Below are 17194 nucleotides of genomic sequence, written 5' to 3'. Positions count from 1 at the left end.
GGTGGTGTGCCGCCCGTGGCGTGGCGGGCGCGCCGTGCCCGGGGAGTTCGCGTTCTAGGGGGTTGTCGGTCGGGTCGGACAGGCCTTGGAGCAGGAGTTGGAGCGGCGGTGGAAGATCGAGATGAACGGAGTCGGCGTGCCGGATGCGTACACCGCGGCCGCGGGCTGAGCCAGCCCGCGGCCTCAGGGTGCCCTTCGTGAGCACCAGCTGTCAGCTGGGTTCGTGAGAAATCGGTGCTGTGGGTCGTTGAGTACACAGCAGCGCTTCTGAACTCCAGTGAACTGGTCCACTACTACGTTCACCTCGACAGCTCACCGGTTCAGAGGAGATGGTGAGATTTCAGTTGGGAACTACCGATTGTTGATCTCACTCGTCGGGGTCCGTTTCGACGCCACCGTCAGCAACCGTCACGTCACCGCCCGTGAACCGCTCCATGTCCCGCGTCGCCGCGGTACGGATTTCAGCAAGCGTGAACGTCTCGCCATCGGGGAGCGCATAGCTCACGCCGAGAATCGTGATGAGGGCACTGACCGTGGCCGGGACCGCTGATTCGAGCGGCCCCTCGCCAAACAGCGCAGGTTCGCCGAGGACGAAGTTCCACAGCACGAACACCGCGCCACCGACGATGAACCCGGGAAGACCCGCCTCACGTTTCGTTCCCTTCCAGAGCATCGCAAGAATGCCGGCGAACAGCACCGACATGATTCCCAGTCCGATGTTCTCGACCGCGACAATGCGGATACCGCTCAATGCGACCAGCGCGGCCCCGATACCGAAGACCAATATCGCACCGCGGGTCATTCGGACGAGGTGGGTCTCAGAGAGGTTCTCAGCCCCACCCCGGAGCGGGATGTAGAGGTCGTTGACGAACGTCGTTGCACCCGCGAGGAGGAACGAATCCGCACCGCTCATGACGCCGCCAACGGCTGCTGCGAGCAACAACCCGGCGAGAACGGGTGGCAATGTGTTCTGGAGAGTCCACGCGAACGCCAGCGAGGAATCGATGGTCGCACCCTGCGCGTTTGCAATGAGACCCGCAGTCGCAGTCAGTATTCCGTAGCCGGTGATGACGGCTCCCGAGAGGAATATCCCGTATTTGGCGACACGGACGTTTTTCGCCGCCCACGCCCGTTGGAGGAGATGCTGTTGTGCACCGGCAACGGTGATGTAGAGCAGGTACCAACTGGCGATCTGGACGAGACCGACGCCGAACCAGTTGGTGTGTGAAGTGGGAAGCTGTGTGGCAACGGTACCGAAACCTCCGGCGTTGTCGAGGGCTACCGGAATCGCAATGACCATCCCGACGATGATGACGATGCCGTGGAACGTATCGGCCCATGCAACGGAGTTCATCCCGCCCCAAACCGTGATACCGATGAATACCACCGCGCTGATCCAAAACCCGACCTGCAACGAGATGTCGGTGACTGTCGTGATGATGGTCGCCATCCCGATAGTCTGGGCTGCCGTGAGCGACACCTGTCCAATCAGCGTGAACACTGCCGCGAAATACTTGGTAAAGTCGCCGAAGACCCGCCCCAGCAGGTCCGGCGTACTGACGACATCGAACGAGTAAAGAAAACCGATGAATAGTGACATCGTGATCCATGCGAGTCCTTGTGTCATTGCGTACCATTGGGCGCTGATGCCTTCGATAAAGGCCGTCTGGGCGATGCCCATCGTGAGACCACCACCGACGAACGTCGCAAAATAAGTCATGGTGAACGGAAGCAAATCGAGGTTCTTACCGGCCAACGTAAAGCTCACGTAGCCACTCCCCGCTCCGCGTCCGAACCACCACGCGACGAGAACCGTACCGAAAAAATACAGAACCATCGTCAAAACAATCGGATCGGTTAGAGTAGCCATACTCCACGTCTTGAGGGCAGCAGTATAGTCCTACACCCGGCACGTTCCTGCATCACTGGCCACAATACGTCAGCTGTTCGTTCCGAGGAGGTCGACATCTACAACACTTTGACGTCTAGTCTAGGATATGAGTCGACAGCTTGCTACCAGTTCGGGAGTGGGGCCGTGTGCGTGATCATTCGTACATTGACTGGATCGAGGACAGCAGGTGAAGGTTTCAATTGATCTCGTTGTGCATCATCTCGATAACCGTGTCGGGGTCGGGTTCGCCACCGCCCGGCTGCCGGCCGTAGGAGAACTCGCCGTTGCCGTCGACTGACTGAAGCCACGTCCGCAGATACGTTGCGGTCTTCAGTGACGAGAGTTGGTCCAGCTGCCACGCGAGGAGGCGGATACGCTGTTTCGTGGTGGCGATCAGCAAGTGGATCGCCGCCCACTCCTCATTCGGCCGATGTTTCTCGACCGAGTTCTTCAGGTGAAAGAGAACTTAAATTTTCCAGATAACTTCACATGACGAATTCAGCTAGCCGACCCCTGAGAGAGGAAATCTCATGGTGGCGAGAGCGGCAACTAGTGTCTGAAATCGGCTATTGAAATGTCATACACATCTAATTGATCTCGATGCCCGCCGGCTACGAAAGCTTCACTAAGCCCAGTGGAGGCTTGTCGCAGTTAGAGCGATTCTTGGTCGTCCTGATCTGGCGAGGTGCCTCGATCTGAATATCCCTCACGACCGATAGCATCCTCGCTGACCATATTCTTAATCATAGTCTCAAGTTCGCTCGCATCGTGGTAGGTCTGCTCCTGATCCTGTAACGGTTCGAGTATCTCCGCGAGAGTCGAACTGCCTCCGGGGGCCTCAAGTTCAATATCCCCGTGTTGTTCAACGAGCTCGTTGTGTTCGATGGGGTAATCAAGCGATCCCATAGTCTCCTCTAACTCACCGAACTCAATGCCCTGTTCACGAGTATCGTCTTGATTAGACATAATGAAAGGGACGATGCGAAGCACACTCAAAGTTGTGCTTGCTCTGTTCCTGATCGCTTTGTAGCACATTGTTGATCCCAGAGAGCGGCTCGAACAGCGTGTTTGAGCGCTTTTCGACCGGGTTGAGTGAATAGCTCTCTGCGGAGTTGAAACACCCGAAGATACCAAGTGAGCTTGTCCTTTGAGACGCCTCGATAGGGTGAGAGCCACGGTTCGCTGGTGCGACCGTGGCTCTCGCAGATGTTGACGTAGACCTCTCCGTTAACGTATTCACCGTCTCCGTGGACGACGTATTCGCGCTCGAATGCGTCGTCTTCCTCAAGCGGATAGTACGCCCGAAACCCGTCAGTCCTCGGCTGACTGTTTTGATCCACTTGTTCAACCTCGAAGAGGTCGAACTTCGTTCAGAGGGAGAAATCGAAGAGTTGCAGACGCCAGTAGAACGCTTTAGTCGCCAGAGATGGAACAGGTGGCGATGACAAGTGAATCTCAACGAACGGTGTTTTCGTGCCAACGTTGTGACGAGGAGTTCGAGGAAAAAGACCAGTTAACCGAACACAGAGAGGAAGAACACGGAATTGCGCCCGACAAGGAACGAGGCGAGAGTAAGGACGCTGCAGCTGCATCCTCCGATGCAAGCGGCTCTACTGGCTCAATCACCGAGGAGAACAACGAATCTCTGTCAGCAGCGGAACCATCCGAGGCAGCCGGGCCAGCCGGAACTGATGACGATGTCCGCCCTGAGACCGATAACGAAGACTGACTCCTCTGTCGAACTATAGAGAGACGCGAATCGAAAACATGGCCGCGGATGGGGCCGAAAGTGGCTACCGGCATTCGCATCCGTTAAAAACGCGTGCGTATTCGGGAGGATGACTTATATCTACGAAAGATTATCCTTCTACAAGTACGAATCATCGTACGCGTCGCCCGATCGCTCTGCATGGGCATTCCCGCAGCCACTGCATTCGATCCGCTCCATATTGTCCATTACCGTATCCAAGGACCCGCAGTTGGCACAGTAGTACCCGAACTGCTCGGTGTATTCCTCATCAGTATAGACGACGAAGAAGGGTCCTTCAGTCCCGGTGTTCATTTCGTCCCGATTTATGTATGCCTGCTGTCCGTCATCGGTCGTAGCAGTGGTGATGCCATTGCTCGTCTCGGCCTCTGGAAGCTCAGTATCAGGCTCCATATCCTGCCCGGAAATCGGTTCTGAGGGCGAATTGGGCGCTGATTCGGCGTACTCGTATTCGGTAAGCGATTCACCGCCGACCTCGATGGTACGGTCGCCCGCTCGTTCGAACCCGAGCTCCTCGAAGAACTGGTGACCCTCCATGTTGGCCTCAAGAGTGCTTGCCGTGACGTGTTCTGCGTCCTGGTTTCGAAGCCTCTCGATCATTGATTCGAAGAGTTCGGTGCCGATCCCCTTTCCGCGGTGTTCTGGATCGACGAACAGCCAGTGTATCGCCCCGTTGTTTTCTTCGAGGGACCCTTCGACTAATCCAGCGATCGTTGTTTCCGTTTCAGCTTCATCATCGCCATCGGTCTTGCCTACGCTACTCTCTTTGACAAGCAGGGTGCGAGTTCCGTCATCGATCACCTCCAGAAGATGGTCCTCCCCAAAGTGCTCTTCGACGATGGCATCGAGTTGCTGGGGGCTGAGAGCATACGTACTGGTCATTGTGCTCTTGGCGAGCTCGCGAAGACGCGTCGTGTCGGCGCTAGTTGCTTCACGAAGTTGCATTTCGAATGATTGGCCTCTCATCCGGATAAACTCTCACCACGATCGTGCAAACACCCCCATTAATCGTCTAAGTAGATAGAAAAACTAAATATTCTTTACTATGGATAAAGGGTGGACAAACGAACTCTCAGAAGGTGCATCTGAGGACCAGAACCGACCGACAAACCACCAATCCAGCCTCGAATAGCGACTCTCATACACGAGCAGAAGTGTGCTTCTTACAGCTAGTACCGATCAGTTCGCAATGACACGCGCGATCCAGACGATCGGAACTACCGGGATAGCTAACCCAGTGACAACGAGAAAAATCGCGATGATGATCGTCTCACCACTGCTGGCGTCACCCCAACTCGATTGTAAAGCTCCTCGCTACAGCATCATGGTGACGAGCCTGAAATTGCTTCATGATATCCTCTCCATAGTAAAATCGTCGCTCTTGCCGAATCTAGTGAAACACGTTGAGGGCGAAGCAGTCAACGAGACCGTGTAGCGGTGCTCCGACGAGGTTCAACGTCCGTACGAACCCGTAGGTTCGGACGGACTGCTCCAATCCTGGTTTGGAGAGACCGCGGAACTTCTCCAGCCACGGCTGGATCAGCGACCAGAGGCATTCGACTTGATTTGTGTGGACGCCATCGTCTGAGACGTACTTATCGTCGTGAACAACGGTTCGATGCTCGTGGTTCATCTGCTGATACGCAGGAAGTTCGTCGGTCCAGATCTCTCCCAGCGGCTGGGAGAGATCGCCTGCTTCCTCGATCACTGGCCCGAGATTCTCGTCGTATTTTGATCCTTCTTCGGCTGAGATCACCCGAAGCACGTCGCGGCTCGCCGCGACGAGCGTGAGTTTGTCGCCCGGTGCTCCCTCCCAGCGTGATCGGCCCGGTTCCCCAGAACCGCCGCGGGAGAGACCATCCCGCGGCGGCGATTGACCTTTGTAGCCCGAACACTTCGAGCCGGTTTCATCGATCTGTGTTGGTCCCTCAACGGTGTGCTGGATGCGTTCCCAGACGAGGGGAAAGCCGCGTTCGAACGCGGCTTCCCCCTCACGGAGTTGTATATGGATCGTGTCGTAGCAGGAATCGAATAGCTGGGCGATCTGGTTGATGCTGAGCAAGGTATCAGCGTAGAGAATGAAGATGAGAAGGAGTTCACCGGGTGTAAGACCGGTGTTTGCGAACGGCGTGTTTCGGGTGTATGTGAAGCTATAGCGGCAGTTACGACACCAGACTCGGGGACTCTCGTCCCGAGTCTGGAGAGTTGTTTCCCCACACTCGGGACAGGGAGCCTGCTCCCACGCACGCTTGCAGCGCCGCTCGACGATGGCGTCGAGCGGCTCGGGGCGGAACACTATTGCTTGGCGCTCAACAACTTCCTGGAGCATCCCGCCGAAAGCTGTCCGTTGGAGCACATCCACTAGCATACGGCGGGATGCTGTAGTTCCTCCGCGACTGTTTCACCAGATTCGGCAAGAGCGAAAATCGTCGTCAGCCGTGCGGTCTGGGGTGTTCTTCACGATACGTTGGAGATGACGCGGACTCACGCCGAGATAGGGATCCTCGTCGCTAATCTCTCGACGCGCTGGTAGCGGTGAAGGTCGCAGCTCGTCGCGCTAAGAGCCAGTCGTCCGAAGGAGCTGTTCGTACTCGTCAGTGATGAGCAGCAGTTCGAGGAGTGGTAATCGTGACTGCGTTCGACTGCATGTCGTGTTGCCTTTGCCCAGACAACTACGACATTGAGGCAGGGGAGGTTCGCGGATGACTGAGTAGAAATCAACATGAGAGTGCCTGAGCGGCGGTCGGGGTGCGCGAGCGTGTTGTGGTTGTGCGAAACCCCCCGACATTAGATGGAAGTAAGCCATGCCGTTGGGTCACTCGTCTTCGGTCTCATCGACCAGGAGCGTGTTTTCGATGAGATTTCCCGTTGCGCGGCGCAGCCGCTCGGAGAGTGCTTGATGAGAGATGTCGAGCATTGTGGCGAGGTCGGCCATATCGATATCCCGTGGGATCTCGTAATACCCGTGCTCGTAGCCTGCAGTCAGTGCTTTCTGTTGACTTTCAGTGAGGTCAAAGCGGGCCCGCTCGGCGTTGTCGACCTCGTAGAGCCGGCGAAGGTCGAGAGACAACCCGTGCTCACGAGCGAATTCACTCACTTCTGACATAGCGCTTCGGTCGGGAAACAACACCCGCAGGGACCACTGGCCATCCGCGGCAACGGCTTGGTGGACCGTCGCCTTCCACTCAGAGACCATATGACCGACGACGCGGGCTTCGTCAGCCCATGAAAGCCGATACAAACGTTCGTCGTCCGTCTCGGAGAGCAGTTCGATGTCGTTGACACTCGGATCGGTGTCGAGCAGTTGCGTGAGACCGTCGAGTTCCCCGCCAGAAACCCAAATAAACGGGATGATGTGGGTCGTGTCGTGGGCAACCACGCGCTCGACTTCGCAGACGAGCTCGGGCCGGCGTTCGAGCGTCTCCCGGAGCGCGAACTCGTCGGCCGGAATAACGAACTCTGCGATTGAAGCCATGAGCGGAGAAACGCCGCTTGCAAATGAAAGAGCGTTGGTCGCGTCATCTGACGACTAGACTTCCATCGAAAATGGTATATTATAGTATATTGTGATTTGAATCGGAACAGACCCGTGAATAATTCAAGGGTTGTTTTCCACCCGGACTCACGCAACCACTGTGATCGCGCAATACAGCCGTGATTGATTTGGATACGGATTTCGACTGCCGATCAAGAACCATGATTATTTCACGGTATCCCTCACAACACCGTTATCCGCACGGTGGAAGAAAACTCCCGCTAGATGGAGACTGTTGTTACGGCGCGAGTCCCAGCAACCGAGTTCGCGCTGTCCACGACGTTCGAAATGCTTCCCGACATGGAAGCCGCGGTCGATCCGATCATTGAGTCCGGCGATGAGACAGCGACTCCCGTGGTTCGCGTGCGTGGGGGCGACCGCGATGCACTCGACGACGCCTTCGCGGCTGATCCAAGCGTCGAGTGTGCGTCACCGCTCAGCTCTCAGGGAGCGGAGGATGCATGCTCCTACCGGGTGGACTGGAGCGACGACGTCTACCGGGTGCTGAATACACTTACCGCAGCAAATGGTAGAATTCTCAATATCCGTGGCCAACAGGCACGCTGGCGATTCCAGCTGCTCTATCCACGTCGAGAGAATCTCCTAGAGGCACACGAACACTGGACCGAACAGGGAGTGACCGTCGATATCGAACGCATACACGAAGCCGACGGTCGCCCATCGACCGACGCCGGTTTCACCGGGACGTAGAGGGTAATCGATTGTCGATGGTCGATGGGCGAGGGGTGGATCACGGGGACTGGCCGACTAGCCGCATCCTCAGTCTACCGACTGTTCCGCGGAATCTACGGCGAATGCGTCGGTCGATGGCTCTTCGGTATCGAGAATACAGTCGATGTCGTGCCCCGTCGTGACCGCGTGCTCGATGGCGAGCTGTGTCCGTTCGGGGACCGGGTGATCCCCACTACTGACGGACCACTCGCACTCGGTGCAGTAGTTTTCTCTGACACAACTCATGGTATGCGATAACACCTACGCTCCAAAAAGCGTTTTGTGAGGATTTGCGATAATCTCTGTGAGCGGGCCATGTCGCACTGCTTCCATGAACGGAGGGACGGTACAAGACTCTTATCGATTGGTGCGTGCGATTCTCGGTCCGTTTGCTCGGCGTCGGTATATATGACCGAACATGCCGACGCGCTCACCCCGACTCACCCGAGAGCGGGAACCGGTCGGCGTTGCCGAGCCACCACGCGAAAATCGCCTTGAGGACGACCACCAGGCTGTTCCGACTGCCGGTCCCCCAGATCGCGGTCTCCGTTGGTGAGCCACCGTTCTCGAAGACGCTCATCAAGATCGTCTCACCGTCGGCCATCACCAGCCGACCTGTCGGGGTGGCGTGCCACTCCCACGGTGGTTCGACGAACTCGACTTCAGGAACCGCGGACGCCACCCGTTCATGTGTCGCTGCTGTTCCATCAGCTACCCGGATGGACACACCCCGGTCTGCGGCCGCCGCCAGTTCGTCGAGTACGCCCTCGGTGAGCAACTCCCCGACGGTCAAGAAGATGAGGTCGTCCTGGGCGTCGCCGATCAGTTCGACGACCCGAGTATCGACCGCACCGCGCCCGGTGAGCGACCAGACGCCCGGCTGTTCGCGCGAGCGATCGGCGGGTTCGAGTGCGTCGAGGCGTTCCGAGAGATCCCTAAAAGTGAGGTTATACTCGCGCCGGAAGATTCGCATGGCGGTCTCGCGCGAAACCGGCTGGAACCGTTTGGGCGAGGCGTGCTGGACGTCGACCAGTCCCCAGTTTTCCAACGATTCGACCGCATCGTAGATCCGAGTGCGCGGCACGTCGGTGGTGTTGCTGATCTCGCGGGCGGTTCCCGATCCGAGTCGGAGGAGGGCGATGTAGCTTCGGGCTTCGTACTGGCTCAATCCGAGATGCTCGAACAACTCGGCGGCATCGTCGACGGTTCGGTCCGGTGAGGAATCGGTCATTGGTTACAGAAACGTGGCAGGCGGGACCACGTGCTCTCGAACTCTACTCCGTCCTTGTACTTGTGTGTTTTGTGAGATTCTGAGTCAAACTCTTGGTAGCGTTGAGCGAGGTCTTTGTGAGGAAATCGGTGAAACTGTGCTCCGTCAAACAGACGCCATTACCACGAACGGGATAGATGGTGTTCTGACATCATGATGTTGTTTCAGTTGTCGTTACAGACCACGAAAGCTATGTAGGGCCGGACGAAACGTCTGTATAGTCACCCAACACCGGTGTATATCGCGGATCATCGGGAAGTGACACCCAATGGACCACGAGACCGCTCAAACGAATGCAATAGAAGTGCTAGGCGACCTCGGACTGAAGAAATACGAGGCCGAGTGTTTCGCAGCGCTCGCGCGGGTTTCGACCGCGACCGCCAAAGAGATCAGCGAGGTCGCCGACGTCCCCCGAACACGAGTGTACAATGCCGTCGAGCAGTTACAGGAAGTCGGGTTGGTCGACGTCCAGCATTCGAACCCCAAGGAGTTCCGCGCGGTCCCGATCAACGAGGCGACGGCGCTGTTGCGCCAGCGCTTCGACGAGCGATTCACAACGCTTCAGAGTAGTCTCGAAGCCCTCGACTCGCTCGGCGAGGAGGCGGTCGGGAACGACTCGAACGTCTGGACGACCACCGGGACCGACACCATCACGCGGCGTGCAATCGGCTTCGTCGACAAAGCGAACGAGGAGATCATTCTGATCGTCAAGGGCGAACAGGTGCTCTCCGAGAGGCTGCTCGACCGGCTGCGCGCCGCTCACGAACGAGGGGTGAAAATCTATCTCGGCACGCTCTCGGAGTCCGTTCACGAGCGCCTGCAGGAGACGGTCCCCGACGCGGAGGTGTTCGAGTCCGAACTCGAATGGCTTCAACCGCAGGCGGGTGAGGAGGACGAAGCAATCGGACGACTGTTGTTGGTCGACCGCAACACGCTTTTGCTGAGCTCGCTGGAACAGAATCCGCATCGTGAGTCGGCACTTTGGAGCGAGGGCGTCGGGAACGGACTACTGGTGATCGCCCGGCGACTCCTCTCTGCGGGGTTGGACGGCTCAGACGAACTCCGTGAAGCCGATACCGATTGATCGCCATGACAATCATGTCAGCCACCACCACCGCACGCAAGCTGTGTCCGATATGTCCTCTGCGGTGGCGGAGCGCCGAACGGAGACCATCATGAGCGTCGTCGTCGAGGTGGTGGTTCCGGCGAGTGATTTCGGTCTCGGTCGCTCGCTCCAGTCCGCCGGCGACGGTGTACGCTTCGAACTCGAGCGGATGGTGCCGACTACCGATCGGATCATTCCCTTCTTTTGGGCCCACAACGCCGACGCTGGCGCACTCGAAACGATGCTCTTGGAGGACGAGACCATCCATGACGTCACGTTGCTCGACGAGCTCGACGACCAAGCTCTCTTCCGGGTTGACTGGCCCGCGGATATCAATGGGCTTGTTCAGACTAGCAATGAGTACGGGGCCACGGTTCTCGAAGCAGTCGGGACCACTGAACGGTGGGAGTTCCAGTTTCGCTTCCCCGACGAGGCCGATATCGCCGCGTTCAGCGCTGACTGCGAACAAGCGGGCGTCACGCTCGACCTCAAACGGCTCTATCATCCCGACAAGCCGGAACTCGACACGTCGGGGTTGACCCCGACTCAGCGCGAAACCCTGCTCACCGCGCTCGAAGAAGGCTACTTCGCCATCCCACGGGATATCACGACTGAGGAGCTCGCGGGCCGGTTTGGAATCTCCGACCAAGCCACGAGTGAGCGGCTCCGTCGGGCCCAGACCACCGTCTTCACTACGCTGCTCATTGGTGACGATGCTGACTTCGAGACCGTTGAGAACTCTGGTAGAGGATAATGCGAAACACCTTGGAAACCCATCCCGGATGGCTTTGCCGGAGTGTATCGTGTCGTTCGTGAGGGTGTATCCCACGATTGAACTGCCCTCGGAGGACAACGATGTCTCAACAACGAAGCGATACAAATCGTATGGATGTGCCGGCCTTCGAGACCGATCTCATCGATCTCGTCGACGAGGCACGGAGCGACGGTGTTTCGGTGGCGGGTGCATACGACGTGCGCACGCCACGACCGGACGAACCCGACTACACGGTCGAAATCACCGAAGTCTCGAAGCGGAGATACCCGTGGACCGAGCGGTCGTGATGGCCCGGCGTCGAGTCGAGTAAGAGAAGACCGCTCGCGTTCGTTCCGTGTTCGTCGACTGGGAGCCGTGACTCGCATCCGGTCACGTCCAAGGTTGGATGTCCATGTCGGGGTATTACCGAGTCACTGAAACGTAGTATGACTCGGGAGAACTCATCAATGCCAGACTGTCACAACTGCGGCGGATTCGTCACCGACCAATACGTGCGGGTGTTCGCACCCGATGGGATGGGGAACGTGCGCGTCTGTCCCAACTGTGAGGACAAACTCCGGGACGGGGCGGAGGTACGTGATGCACACTCCCCGCGCCAGACGAACCGATGAGTGATAGCACCCCAGCCGGTTGGAACGCTGACGCCACGGTCCTCCGTACTCACTGATGCGAGTACCGCCCGATTCGCGCTTCTGCCGAGAAGTTCGCCCGACTCCATCCGTCGTATGGCCTCCTGCTCCATCGCGTCCAGCAGTTCCACGACCGCGACGACGAACGTCATCAGCCCGTCGCGCGCCTCTTCACCATCGACGTCAATCGTCGTCATCGTCCGCCTCTGATAGGGTCGGCTAAAGATCTTTACCGACATAGACAGTAGCCCGATGTAATGGGTCGGCTCGACGATATCACTCTGGAAGAACTCCACGAGGTGCGTGAGCAAACGGAGGGTGAAAAGCCGCGAGAACGCGTTCTCGCGGCGATCGGCCGCAAGCAAGGTGCTCAGATCGATACCCTCGCTGAGCGTCACGGCGTTGTTGAGAAAACCATCCGTAACTGGCTCGATCGGTTTGTCGAGCAACCGATCGAGCAGGCTCCCTACGACGCTCCTCGCCCTGGTGGTCCTTCAAAACTCACCAGAGAACAGCGTGAGCACCTCGAAGAGGTGCTCCAAGACTCACCTACCGAGCTGGGCTACGACCAACAGGCCTGGTCGCCGAAGCTTCTCCTCCACTATGTCGCTCAGGCATACGATGTCGAGTACAGCGATCGGCATGCGCGCTATCTGCTGACGGAGGCCGGGCTGTCCTGGCGGACAGCGCGGCCTCGCCATCACGAAGCCGACCCCGAGGAGGAAGAAGAATTCCAAGCGACAGTCGAAAAAACGCCCCGAACTAGCCGAGAAGACGGTGGTTGTCGTCGATCAGTTCACCAAACGTGTCGGCACCGTCCAGCGGCATGGTTGGTATCCGATCGGGTCAGACCCAACGATTGAAACATCGAATTCGTGGGACAAGGTGACGGTACTTGGCGCTATCACCGACGACGGTGATAGCTTCTACTGCTGGACGGAAGAAAATCTCACACGATACCACGGAATTCGCTTGTTAGAGGCACTCCAAGACGAATTCGGCGAGGAGTTGGTGGTGTTCCTCGATCGGGCGGGATACTTCTATGCGAGGGATCTCTGGGAGTTCGTGAGTGGTGAGCGCGAGACCAGAACTGTCGGAGACAGTTCGGTCTCGTGCGTGCGTGGAGAAGAGCTGGCAGTTTGGTACTTCCCGTCGAAACTACCCGAGCTCAACCCAGTGGAAGGCTGCTGGAATCAGCTCTATGAGTGGTTCAAGCACCGGCTGATTCCGGACCTCTCAACGCTGAAAGCGTCCATTCTGAAAGGAATCGATGCAATCGATGAGCCGAACATTTGGAACTATCTCTGCTCAACGGAGGGGTAAAGATTCGTCACCGACCCTATGAGTCGGCCTCGCTTTCCCCGTTTCCTTTTTCGGTTTTCCCGCCCCCATCGCCCTCGTCGTCGGATCTGGTCGTGTGTCCCGCGCGCACCCCGGCGTTCGGCCGCGCACCAATCTCGGGTGCCGATTGGCGGTCGGTGTCGGATTCCTCGTCTTCGCCTTCGAGCGCCGAGTCGTCCTTGTCCACCCCTTTGACCGTGACCGTCTCGTCGTCTTCGAGTTCGGAGCGCCCCGATGCCTGCTCGACTCGACGCATGTCGGTGCCGTCGGGGAACTCCAAGCCGTATTCGGCGGCGGTCTCGAAAGAGGCGATCGCTGCTCTGAGTTGCACCCCGAGTAGTTCGGTATCGCCGATCGAGACCACGATGTCGGCGTTGATGACCACACCCTTGTCGAGCAGCATCTCCACCACGTCGGCGAGGCTGTCGGATTGGCGGGCGGGACCACCGCTACTCATCGTCGTCTTCCTCGCGCTCGTCGAAACGTCGGCCGTAGATCCGGAAGTGGCCGGGCGCGTTCGAATGGCGCGTGGTCTTCGGCACCGTCGAGAAGTTCGCCGACGACCAGCCACCCGAGTTCCAGCCCGACGTCATCGTCGAAAACGCCGTCGGGTTACGCGAAGAGGGCTGGCCGGTGCCGCCGCCGGTTTTTTCCTCGACCTGTTTTTCGGCCTCGTCGCGCGCGTCCTTCAACCCGTCGCGCGCATCAAGGGCGCTCTCACGGAACTCACCGATGGCGTCCTGCAGTTTCGACTGGATCGCGGCCTGCATCGCTTCGCCCTGTTCGATGAATGATTCGCCGCCACCCGACTCGGAGTCGGCGGACGAACCAACCGAATCCACGAGGTCGGAGCCGGCGGACGAATCCGAACCGAGCGAATCGACGAGGCCTGAGTCGTCTTCGCCCTCGTCGTCGGTGAGGTCGTCGACTTCGTCTTCGAGTTCATCCTTGTTCTGCATGAACGCCCGAATGTCGGTCGCGTCGAAGAGATCGCCGAACTCGATGAGCGAAGCCAGCTGTTTAGGTTCGACCGCCCGTTTGGGGTCGGCGTTTGCGACCGCAGCTGGGACCTCGCTCATGTCGATCGCCTCTGGGAGTTCGCTCATGTCGATGGCGTCGGGAAGCTCGCTGAGGTCCACCGTTTCGAGTAATTCCTTCGTCTCCTCGACGACATCTCCTCCTTCCGAGAGGGCGTCCGTCGTTTCGGGGAGTACGTCCTCGGCCGCCGCCGTGAGCGACTCCTCGCCGAAGACGTCACCCGGGTCGATGCCCCCGTCATTCTCGCTGCCCGTGTGGCGGCCGAACTCCGCCGCGATGGTTCTGATCACCATCTCGCCAAGCATCCGCCCGAACTGCCCGCCGAGACCGCTCTCCTCGCTCGCCCCAAGGCTCTCGCCGAGTCCGTCACGGAGCCCGTGCCGGATGTCCTCTACGAAAGACCTGGAATCGCCGTCGGAGGGAGTGGTTTTATCCGCCGGTTGATCCCCGTCGCCCTCTGCCGAATCCAGCGCCGAATCGAGCTTCGCTGCGGTCTCGGTTAGTTCCTCGCGGTCGGCCTCGTCCGAATCGCTCATTTTTCGCTCCCTGTTGCATCGAGTCGAACATTGAGGACGCCGTTGTTGTACGATGCGTCGCCGACTTCGAGATTCTCTTGTGGGAGCGAAACCCGCCCGACGACACCGCCGTCGTCGGCGACCACGAGCGTCTGCTTGTCGTCGACGCCGGCTGAAAGTTCGTGCGGGTCGACGTCAGGCAGGTCGAGCGTGACGACGTAGCCACCGTCCGTGGGCTGGACCACCGCGACGGAATCGGCGTCGGGGTCCGGCTTTTCCAGCCGCCGCTGGGAAGCACCGTCAGTTCCCGGGCCGATACCGACGTCGAACCCATAGTCGAAGCGCGTTCTGCCCTCACGCGTGCTGCCGACCCCGCGCCGACGCTTGCCCTCGTCCATGTCGGCGAGCGTCTCGAATACGTCGGTCAGCACTGTGTGGATGAACCTCCCGGTTTTCGATCCGTCGTCGTTTTCGGTTCGGTCATCGGATGTCATTATCGTTTCACCTCTACCCTGGATCCATTGTGTCGATGTCGTTCACGACGGCCGCGAGGGGACCGTGGTTCACGGTGTAGGTCCATTCGGCCTCGTCGACACCCTCGATGTCGAGTTCGAAATCGGCGTCTTCCACGACGTCGTATGCATAGAGGTTCTCGATCATGATGAAACGACGCGCTTCTGTCCGCGCCATGAGGCGGTTGTACAGTCGGACTAATAGACGTATCGCCGGCAAGCGCAACCCTCCGCGCCACGGCCGTCGATCGGGCCTGCCCACGCCGGGGCAAAGGGTTAATGGAAGGGAGTGATCGTGGTCTTACGATGAGTGCACGACCCTCAAGCGACAGTCTGGCGGAGGTGCTCGACCGCATCCTCGATAAGGGCATCGTTATCGACATCTGGGCGCGGGTGTCGGTCGTCGGTATCGAAATCCTCACTGTGGAGGCGCGCATCGTCGTCGCCTCGGTCGATACGTTCCTCCACTACGGGAAGGAAATATCGAAGCTGGAGTTGGCGGCCGAATCGGGCGAGATGCAAGACCTCAAGGACCTCGACTTCGGCACCTCGCCGATGGTCCAGCCCGAACCCGACGAACCCGAGGTCCGCATCGAGGAAGAGCAGGAAGCCGAACAGTAACCCCCACAGTCGGGGACAGCACCGACCACAACAGTAGTTATTCGTCCGGAAATTCACGATACGCACATGACCGACATCGATCCAAGCGAATACACAGTCGACGAACTGCGCGATGAACTCGACTCAATCGACGACGGCGGAGTTCTTCGGGAGGTCCGCGAAGCCGAATCCGACGGGAAGAACAGGTCCGGGGCCAAAGAGGCCATCGCCGAACGCCTCGAAACCGTTAGCGACGACGGAGCCGAGGCGAGCGAAGGCGAAAATGACGACGACGACGCCGACGAGACGAATGGGAACGCCACCTCCGGCGTCGGCATCGTCGACATCAGAAACAACATTCGCGACGCCGCCGCGGACCTCATCGGTCGCCCGCTCGACAGCGTCGTGGAGATTGGCCACGGCGACGACGGCTGGCACGCCATCGTGGAGATCATCGAACGCCGCTCGGTGCCGGACACCCAGGACATCCTCGGACGATACACGCTCGAACTCGACGAGGAGGCGGCGATCACCGGCTACCGACGACTCGACCGCTATCGCCGCGGTGACACCAGAAGCGACGAGGAAGCGGCGGCCTCGGCCTCGACCTGAAGGCCGTTGCCCGGTCATCAGGCGCTCTCCGAGCAATTCCGTGTGCACACAAGCGACGAGTCGAAAGCGAACTGGTCGTCGAATGAGCAAGCCAGAACTTGACGACAACGAGAACCTGATCGACGAGTGCCCCAACTGCGGTGGATCGATGCTCTCGGTCTATATCGAGAAGGGACTCTGTTCGAGAACCGACTCTGTTATCGATGCCAGACGACAGACTGCAGTTCTTCGTGCGGACTGAAGTTTGACTCGACAGCGAGCGCTCGTCTTGCCCAGCGTGCTACGAAACAGTAGAAGTAGGTCGTACTCCCGACCGAGGATGGACATCCATGTAGCCCACTTTAGCCGATAGCAGCTGTATCGATGAGTTGGAGGCGTGTGGGGGACCGGAAGCGGACTCGGTTGTGCGAACTCCCGTCACCAAGTGCCCCTGGCAGTAGCGTCCGGCGCACCTCACCGCACTCCTTGTTTACAACATGGTTTCATTTCGAGTGGGGACGGAGAACGAGAGTGTGAGTAGGAGCAAGAGTCGGTAGTTCCCAACTGAAATCTCACCATCTCCTCTGAACCGGTGAGCTGTCGAGGTGAACGTAGTAGTGGACCGGTTCACTGGAGTTCAGAAGCGCTGCTGTGTACTCAACTGTCTCTTATACACATCTGACGCTGCCGACGATATGCAGTGTGTAGATCTCGGTGGTCGCCGTATCATTAAAAAAAAAACACGCCAGAATCACCGCGTCGCTCTCAGATCACACCGGCACATTATACACATTCGCCGATGAGGTAGAAGAAGATGAGTTCGAGTATCTGATTCACATGCGCAACAAAAGAAAACAAGACAAAATGAGAAAGTAATAGACGTACTAAAATA

Annotated in this window: 22 protein-coding genes and 4 pseudogenes; 12 read left to right on the top strand and 14 right to left on the bottom strand. The window is 58.5% G+C overall.

Translation table 11 applies throughout. The annotated features are described in order from the left end of the window. A pseudogene (locus ACP97_RS20790) lies at nt 1-169 on the top strand (ISH3 family transposase); the annotation flags it as partial. Nucleotides 170-367: 198 nt separating this feature from the next. Here the strand turns inward: ACP97_RS20790 and ACP97_RS08170 are convergent. The 4 genes and pseudogenes from ACP97_RS08170 to ACP97_RS19865 form a co-directional block, all read right to left on the bottom strand. Beyond that, nucleotides 368-1837, bottom strand: a complete 1470-nt coding sequence (locus ACP97_RS08170) for a sodium:solute symporter family protein (protein WP_272913441.1) — start codon at nt 1835-1837, stop codon at nt 368-370. Nucleotides 1838-2183: 346 nt separating this feature from the next. Next, a pseudogene (locus tag ACP97_RS19870) lies at nt 2184-2354 on the bottom strand (ISH6 family transposase); the annotation flags it as partial. Nucleotides 2355-2542: 188 nt separating this feature from the next. Continuing rightward, complete coding sequence (locus ACP97_RS08160; protein WP_049997348.1) at nt 2543-2857, bottom strand: DUF5789 family protein; 315 nt, start codon at nt 2855-2857, stop codon at nt 2543-2545. A gap of 26 nt (nt 2858-2883) precedes the next feature. Then, nucleotides 2884-3207, bottom strand: a pseudogene (locus ACP97_RS19865) (hypothetical protein); the annotation flags it as partial. Nucleotides 3208-3332: 125 nt separating this feature from the next. Here ACP97_RS19865 and ACP97_RS08150 point away from each other — a divergent pair. Beyond that, nucleotides 3333-3620, top strand: a complete 288-nt coding sequence (locus ACP97_RS08150; RefSeq protein ID WP_049997346.1) for a hypothetical protein — start codon at nt 3333-3335, stop codon at nt 3618-3620. 138 nt (nt 3621-3758) lie between these two features. Here the strand turns inward: ACP97_RS08150 and ACP97_RS08145 are convergent, their stop codons facing one another. The 3 genes from ACP97_RS08145 to ACP97_RS08135 form a co-directional block, all read right to left on the bottom strand. Beyond that, nucleotides 3759-4604, bottom strand: coding sequence for a GNAT family N-acetyltransferase (locus tag ACP97_RS08145; protein WP_049997345.1), 846 nt, complete (start codon nt 4602-4604; stop codon nt 3759-3761). Nucleotides 4605-5049: 445 nt separating this feature from the next. Continuing rightward, nucleotides 5050-6027: an IS1595 family transposase gene (locus tag ACP97_RS08140; protein WP_079977592.1), complete on the bottom strand. Its 978-nt coding sequence runs from the start codon at nt 6025-6027 to the stop codon at nt 5050-5052. A 447-nt stretch (nt 6028-6474) separates the two neighbouring features. Next, a complete protein-coding gene (locus ACP97_RS08135; protein WP_049997343.1) occupies nt 6475-7134 on the bottom strand; it encodes a helix-turn-helix domain-containing protein in 660 nt (219 codons plus the stop codon). A 285-nt stretch (nt 7135-7419) separates the two neighbouring features. Here ACP97_RS08135 and ACP97_RS08130 point away from each other — a divergent pair, with 285 nt between their 5' ends. Continuing rightward, nucleotides 7420-7905 (top strand): bacterio-opsin activator domain-containing protein, encoded by a 486-nt coding sequence (locus tag ACP97_RS08130; protein ID WP_049997342.1) that lies wholly within the window; start codon nt 7420-7422, stop codon nt 7903-7905. Nucleotides 7906-7974: 69 nt separating this feature from the next. Here ACP97_RS08130 and ACP97_RS20395 read toward each other — a convergent pair whose 3' ends face one another. Both ACP97_RS20395 and ACP97_RS08120 read right to left on the bottom strand, forming a co-directional pair. Next, nucleotides 7975-8172, bottom strand: coding sequence for a hypothetical protein (locus ACP97_RS20395; RefSeq protein ID WP_049997341.1), 198 nt, complete (start codon nt 8170-8172; stop codon nt 7975-7977). Nucleotides 8173-8356: 184 nt separating this feature from the next. Continuing rightward, nucleotides 8357-9157, bottom strand: coding sequence for a TrmB family transcriptional regulator (locus ACP97_RS08120; RefSeq protein WP_049997340.1), 801 nt, complete (start codon nt 9155-9157; stop codon nt 8357-8359). A gap of 307 nt (nt 9158-9464) precedes the next feature. On the opposite strand from ACP97_RS08120, the gene ACP97_RS08115 reads away from it, so the two are divergent. From ACP97_RS08115 to ACP97_RS21415, 4 genes are all read left to right on the top strand, one after another. Then, nucleotides 9465-10280: a TrmB family transcriptional regulator gene (locus ACP97_RS08115; protein ID WP_049997339.1), complete on the top strand. Its 816-nt coding sequence runs from the start codon at nt 9465-9467 to the stop codon at nt 10278-10280. Between the two features lie 91 nt (nt 10281-10371). Further along, nucleotides 10372-11055: a helix-turn-helix domain-containing protein gene (locus tag ACP97_RS08110; protein ID WP_049997351.1), complete on the top strand. Its 684-nt coding sequence runs from the start codon at nt 10372-10374 to the stop codon at nt 11053-11055. A 101-nt stretch (nt 11056-11156) separates the two neighbouring features. Then, nucleotides 11157-11363: a hypothetical protein gene (locus tag ACP97_RS19860; RefSeq protein WP_154019980.1), complete on the top strand. Its 207-nt coding sequence runs from the start codon at nt 11157-11159 to the stop codon at nt 11361-11363. 159 nt (nt 11364-11522) lie between these two features. Next, nucleotides 11523-11687, top strand: a complete 165-nt coding sequence (locus tag ACP97_RS21415; protein ID WP_449404920.1) for a DUF7563 family protein — start codon at nt 11523-11525, stop codon at nt 11685-11687. 41 nt (nt 11688-11728) lie between these two features. On the opposite strand, the pseudogene gvpK reads toward ACP97_RS21415, so the two are convergent. Then, nucleotides 11729-11902 (bottom strand): annotated as a pseudogene (gene gvpK / locus ACP97_RS21025) (gas vesicle protein GvpK); the annotation flags it as partial. Between the two features lie 60 nt (nt 11903-11962). Here gvpK and ACP97_RS20390 point away from each other — a divergent pair. Both ACP97_RS20390 and ACP97_RS08095 read left to right on the top strand, forming a co-directional pair. Then, on the top strand, nt 11963-12568 hold the full coding sequence (locus ACP97_RS20390; protein WP_154019979.1) for an IS630 family transposase: 606 nt from the start codon (nt 11963-11965) through the stop codon (nt 12566-12568). Beyond that, entirely contained in the window at nt 12483-13028 is a 546-nt protein-coding gene (locus ACP97_RS08095) for a transposase (RefSeq protein ID WP_079977591.1), read from the top strand. Before ACP97_RS20390 ends, ACP97_RS08095 begins: the two co-directional genes overlap by 86 nt. Before the next feature lie 16 nt (nt 13029-13044). Here the strand turns inward: ACP97_RS08095 and gvpJ are convergent, their stop codons facing one another. From gvpJ to ACP97_RS08075, 4 genes are read right to left on the bottom strand one after another with little or no spacing between them, the layout of a single operon-like run. Further along, a complete protein-coding gene (gene gvpJ, locus ACP97_RS08090; RefSeq protein WP_049997337.1) occupies nt 13045-13503 on the bottom strand; it encodes a gas vesicle protein GvpJ in 459 nt (152 codons plus the stop codon). Further along, complete coding sequence (locus ACP97_RS08085; protein WP_049997336.1) at nt 13496-14620, bottom strand: hypothetical protein; 1125 nt, start codon at nt 14618-14620, stop codon at nt 13496-13498. Before ACP97_RS08085 ends, gvpJ begins: the two co-directional genes overlap by 8 nt. Further along, entirely contained in the window at nt 14617-15093 is a 477-nt protein-coding gene (gene gvpH, locus ACP97_RS08080; protein ID WP_049997335.1) for a gas vesicle protein GvpH, read from the bottom strand. Before gvpH ends, ACP97_RS08085 begins: the two co-directional genes overlap by 4 nt. Nucleotides 15094-15106: 13 nt before the next feature. Further along, the gene (locus ACP97_RS08075; protein WP_049997334.1) at nt 15107-15289 is read right to left on the bottom strand and encodes a hypothetical protein; all 183 of its coding nucleotides are present in this window, start codon (nt 15287-15289) and stop codon (nt 15107-15109) included. A 128-nt stretch (nt 15290-15417) separates the two neighbouring features. Here ACP97_RS08075 and gvpA point away from each other — a divergent pair, with 128 nt between their 5' ends. From gvpA to ACP97_RS19855, 3 genes are all read left to right on the top strand, one after another. After that, complete coding sequence (gvpA, locus tag ACP97_RS08070) at nt 15418-15732, top strand: gas vesicle protein GvpA (protein WP_049997333.1); 315 nt, start codon at nt 15418-15420, stop codon at nt 15730-15732. Between the two features lie 66 nt (nt 15733-15798). After that, on the top strand, nt 15799-16323 hold the full coding sequence (locus ACP97_RS08065) for a gas vesicle protein GvpO (protein WP_049997332.1): 525 nt from the start codon (nt 15799-15801) through the stop codon (nt 16321-16323). An 82-nt stretch (nt 16324-16405) separates the two neighbouring features. Next, on the top strand, nt 16406-16564 hold the full coding sequence (locus tag ACP97_RS19855) for a hypothetical protein (RefSeq protein ID WP_154019978.1): 159 nt from the start codon (nt 16406-16408) through the stop codon (nt 16562-16564). Nucleotides 16565-17194: the final 630 nt, after the last annotated feature.

The sequence above is a fragment of the Halococcus sediminicola genome (genome assembly GCF_000755245.1).
In the GTDB taxonomy this organism is placed as follows: Archaea; Halobacteriota; Halobacteria; order Halobacteriales; family Halococcaceae; genus Halococcus; species Halococcus sediminicola.
Note: the sequence above shows the minus strand (reverse complement) of the source record. Positions and strands in the feature narration are given on the sequence as shown.

What these genes read in the sequence shown, in the direction of transcription:
- ACP97_RS08130 (WP_049997342.1), top strand. Translation starts at nt 7,420, where the DNA reads ATGGAGACTGTTGTTACGGCGCGAGTCCCAGCAACCGAGTTCGCGCTG.
- ACP97_RS08145 (WP_049997345.1), bottom strand. Translation starts at nt 4,604, where the DNA reads ATGCAACTTCGTGAAGCAACTAGCGCCGACACGACGCGTCTTCGCGAG.
- ACP97_RS08150 (WP_049997346.1), top strand. Translation starts at nt 3,333, where the DNA reads ATGACAAGTGAATCTCAACGAACGGTGTTTTCGTGCCAACGTTGTGAC.
- ACP97_RS19860 (WP_154019980.1), top strand. Translation starts at nt 11,157, where the DNA reads ATGTCTCAACAACGAAGCGATACAAATCGTATGGATGTGCCGGCCTTC.
- ACP97_RS20390 (WP_154019979.1), top strand. Translation starts at nt 11,963, where the DNA reads ATGGGTCGGCTCGACGATATCACTCTGGAAGAACTCCACGAGGTGCGT.
- gvpJ (WP_049997337.1), bottom strand. Translation starts at nt 13,503, where the DNA reads ATGAGTAGCGGTGGTCCCGCCCGCCAATCCGACAGCCTCGCCGACGTG.
- ACP97_RS08170 (WP_272913441.1), bottom strand. Translation starts at nt 1,837, where the DNA reads ATGGTTCTGTATTTTTTCGGTACGGTTCTCGTCGCGTGGTGGTTCGGA.
- ACP97_RS08075 (WP_049997334.1), bottom strand. Translation starts at nt 15,289, where the DNA reads ATGGCGCGGACAGAAGCGCGTCGTTTCATCATGATCGAGAACCTCTAT.
- ACP97_RS21415 (WP_449404920.1), top strand. Translation starts at nt 11,523, where the DNA reads ATGCCAGACTGTCACAACTGCGGCGGATTCGTCACCGACCAATACGTG.
- ACP97_RS08140 (WP_079977592.1), bottom strand. Translation starts at nt 6,027, where the DNA reads ATGCTAGTGGATGTGCTCCAACGGACAGCTTTCGGCGGGATGCTCCAG.
- ACP97_RS08110 (WP_049997351.1), top strand. Translation starts at nt 10,372, where the DNA reads ATGAGCGTCGTCGTCGAGGTGGTGGTTCCGGCGAGTGATTTCGGTCTC.
- ACP97_RS08085 (WP_049997336.1), bottom strand. Translation starts at nt 14,620, where the DNA reads ATGAGCGATTCGGACGAGGCCGACCGCGAGGAACTAACCGAGACCGCA.
- ACP97_RS08160 (WP_049997348.1), bottom strand. Translation starts at nt 2,857, where the DNA reads ATGTCTAATCAAGACGATACTCGTGAACAGGGCATTGAGTTCGGTGAG.
- ACP97_RS08120 (WP_049997340.1), bottom strand. Translation starts at nt 9,157, where the DNA reads ATGACCGATTCCTCACCGGACCGAACCGTCGACGATGCCGCCGAGTTG.
- ACP97_RS08065 (WP_049997332.1), top strand. Translation starts at nt 15,799, where the DNA reads ATGACCGACATCGATCCAAGCGAATACACAGTCGACGAACTGCGCGAT.
- ACP97_RS08135 (WP_049997343.1), bottom strand. Translation starts at nt 7,134, where the DNA reads ATGGCTTCAATCGCAGAGTTCGTTATTCCGGCCGACGAGTTCGCGCTC.
- ACP97_RS19855 (WP_154019978.1), top strand. Translation starts at nt 16,406, where the DNA reads ATGAGCAAGCCAGAACTTGACGACAACGAGAACCTGATCGACGAGTGC.
- gvpA (WP_049997333.1), top strand. Translation starts at nt 15,418, where the DNA reads ATGAGTGCACGACCCTCAAGCGACAGTCTGGCGGAGGTGCTCGACCGC.
- ACP97_RS08115 (WP_049997339.1), top strand. Translation starts at nt 9,465, where the DNA reads ATGGACCACGAGACCGCTCAAACGAATGCAATAGAAGTGCTAGGCGAC.
- ACP97_RS20395 (WP_049997341.1), bottom strand. Translation starts at nt 8,172, where the DNA reads ATGAGTTGTGTCAGAGAAAACTACTGCACCGAGTGCGAGTGGTCCGTC.
- gvpH (WP_049997335.1), bottom strand. Translation starts at nt 15,093, where the DNA reads ATGACATCCGATGACCGAACCGAAAACGACGACGGATCGAAAACCGGG.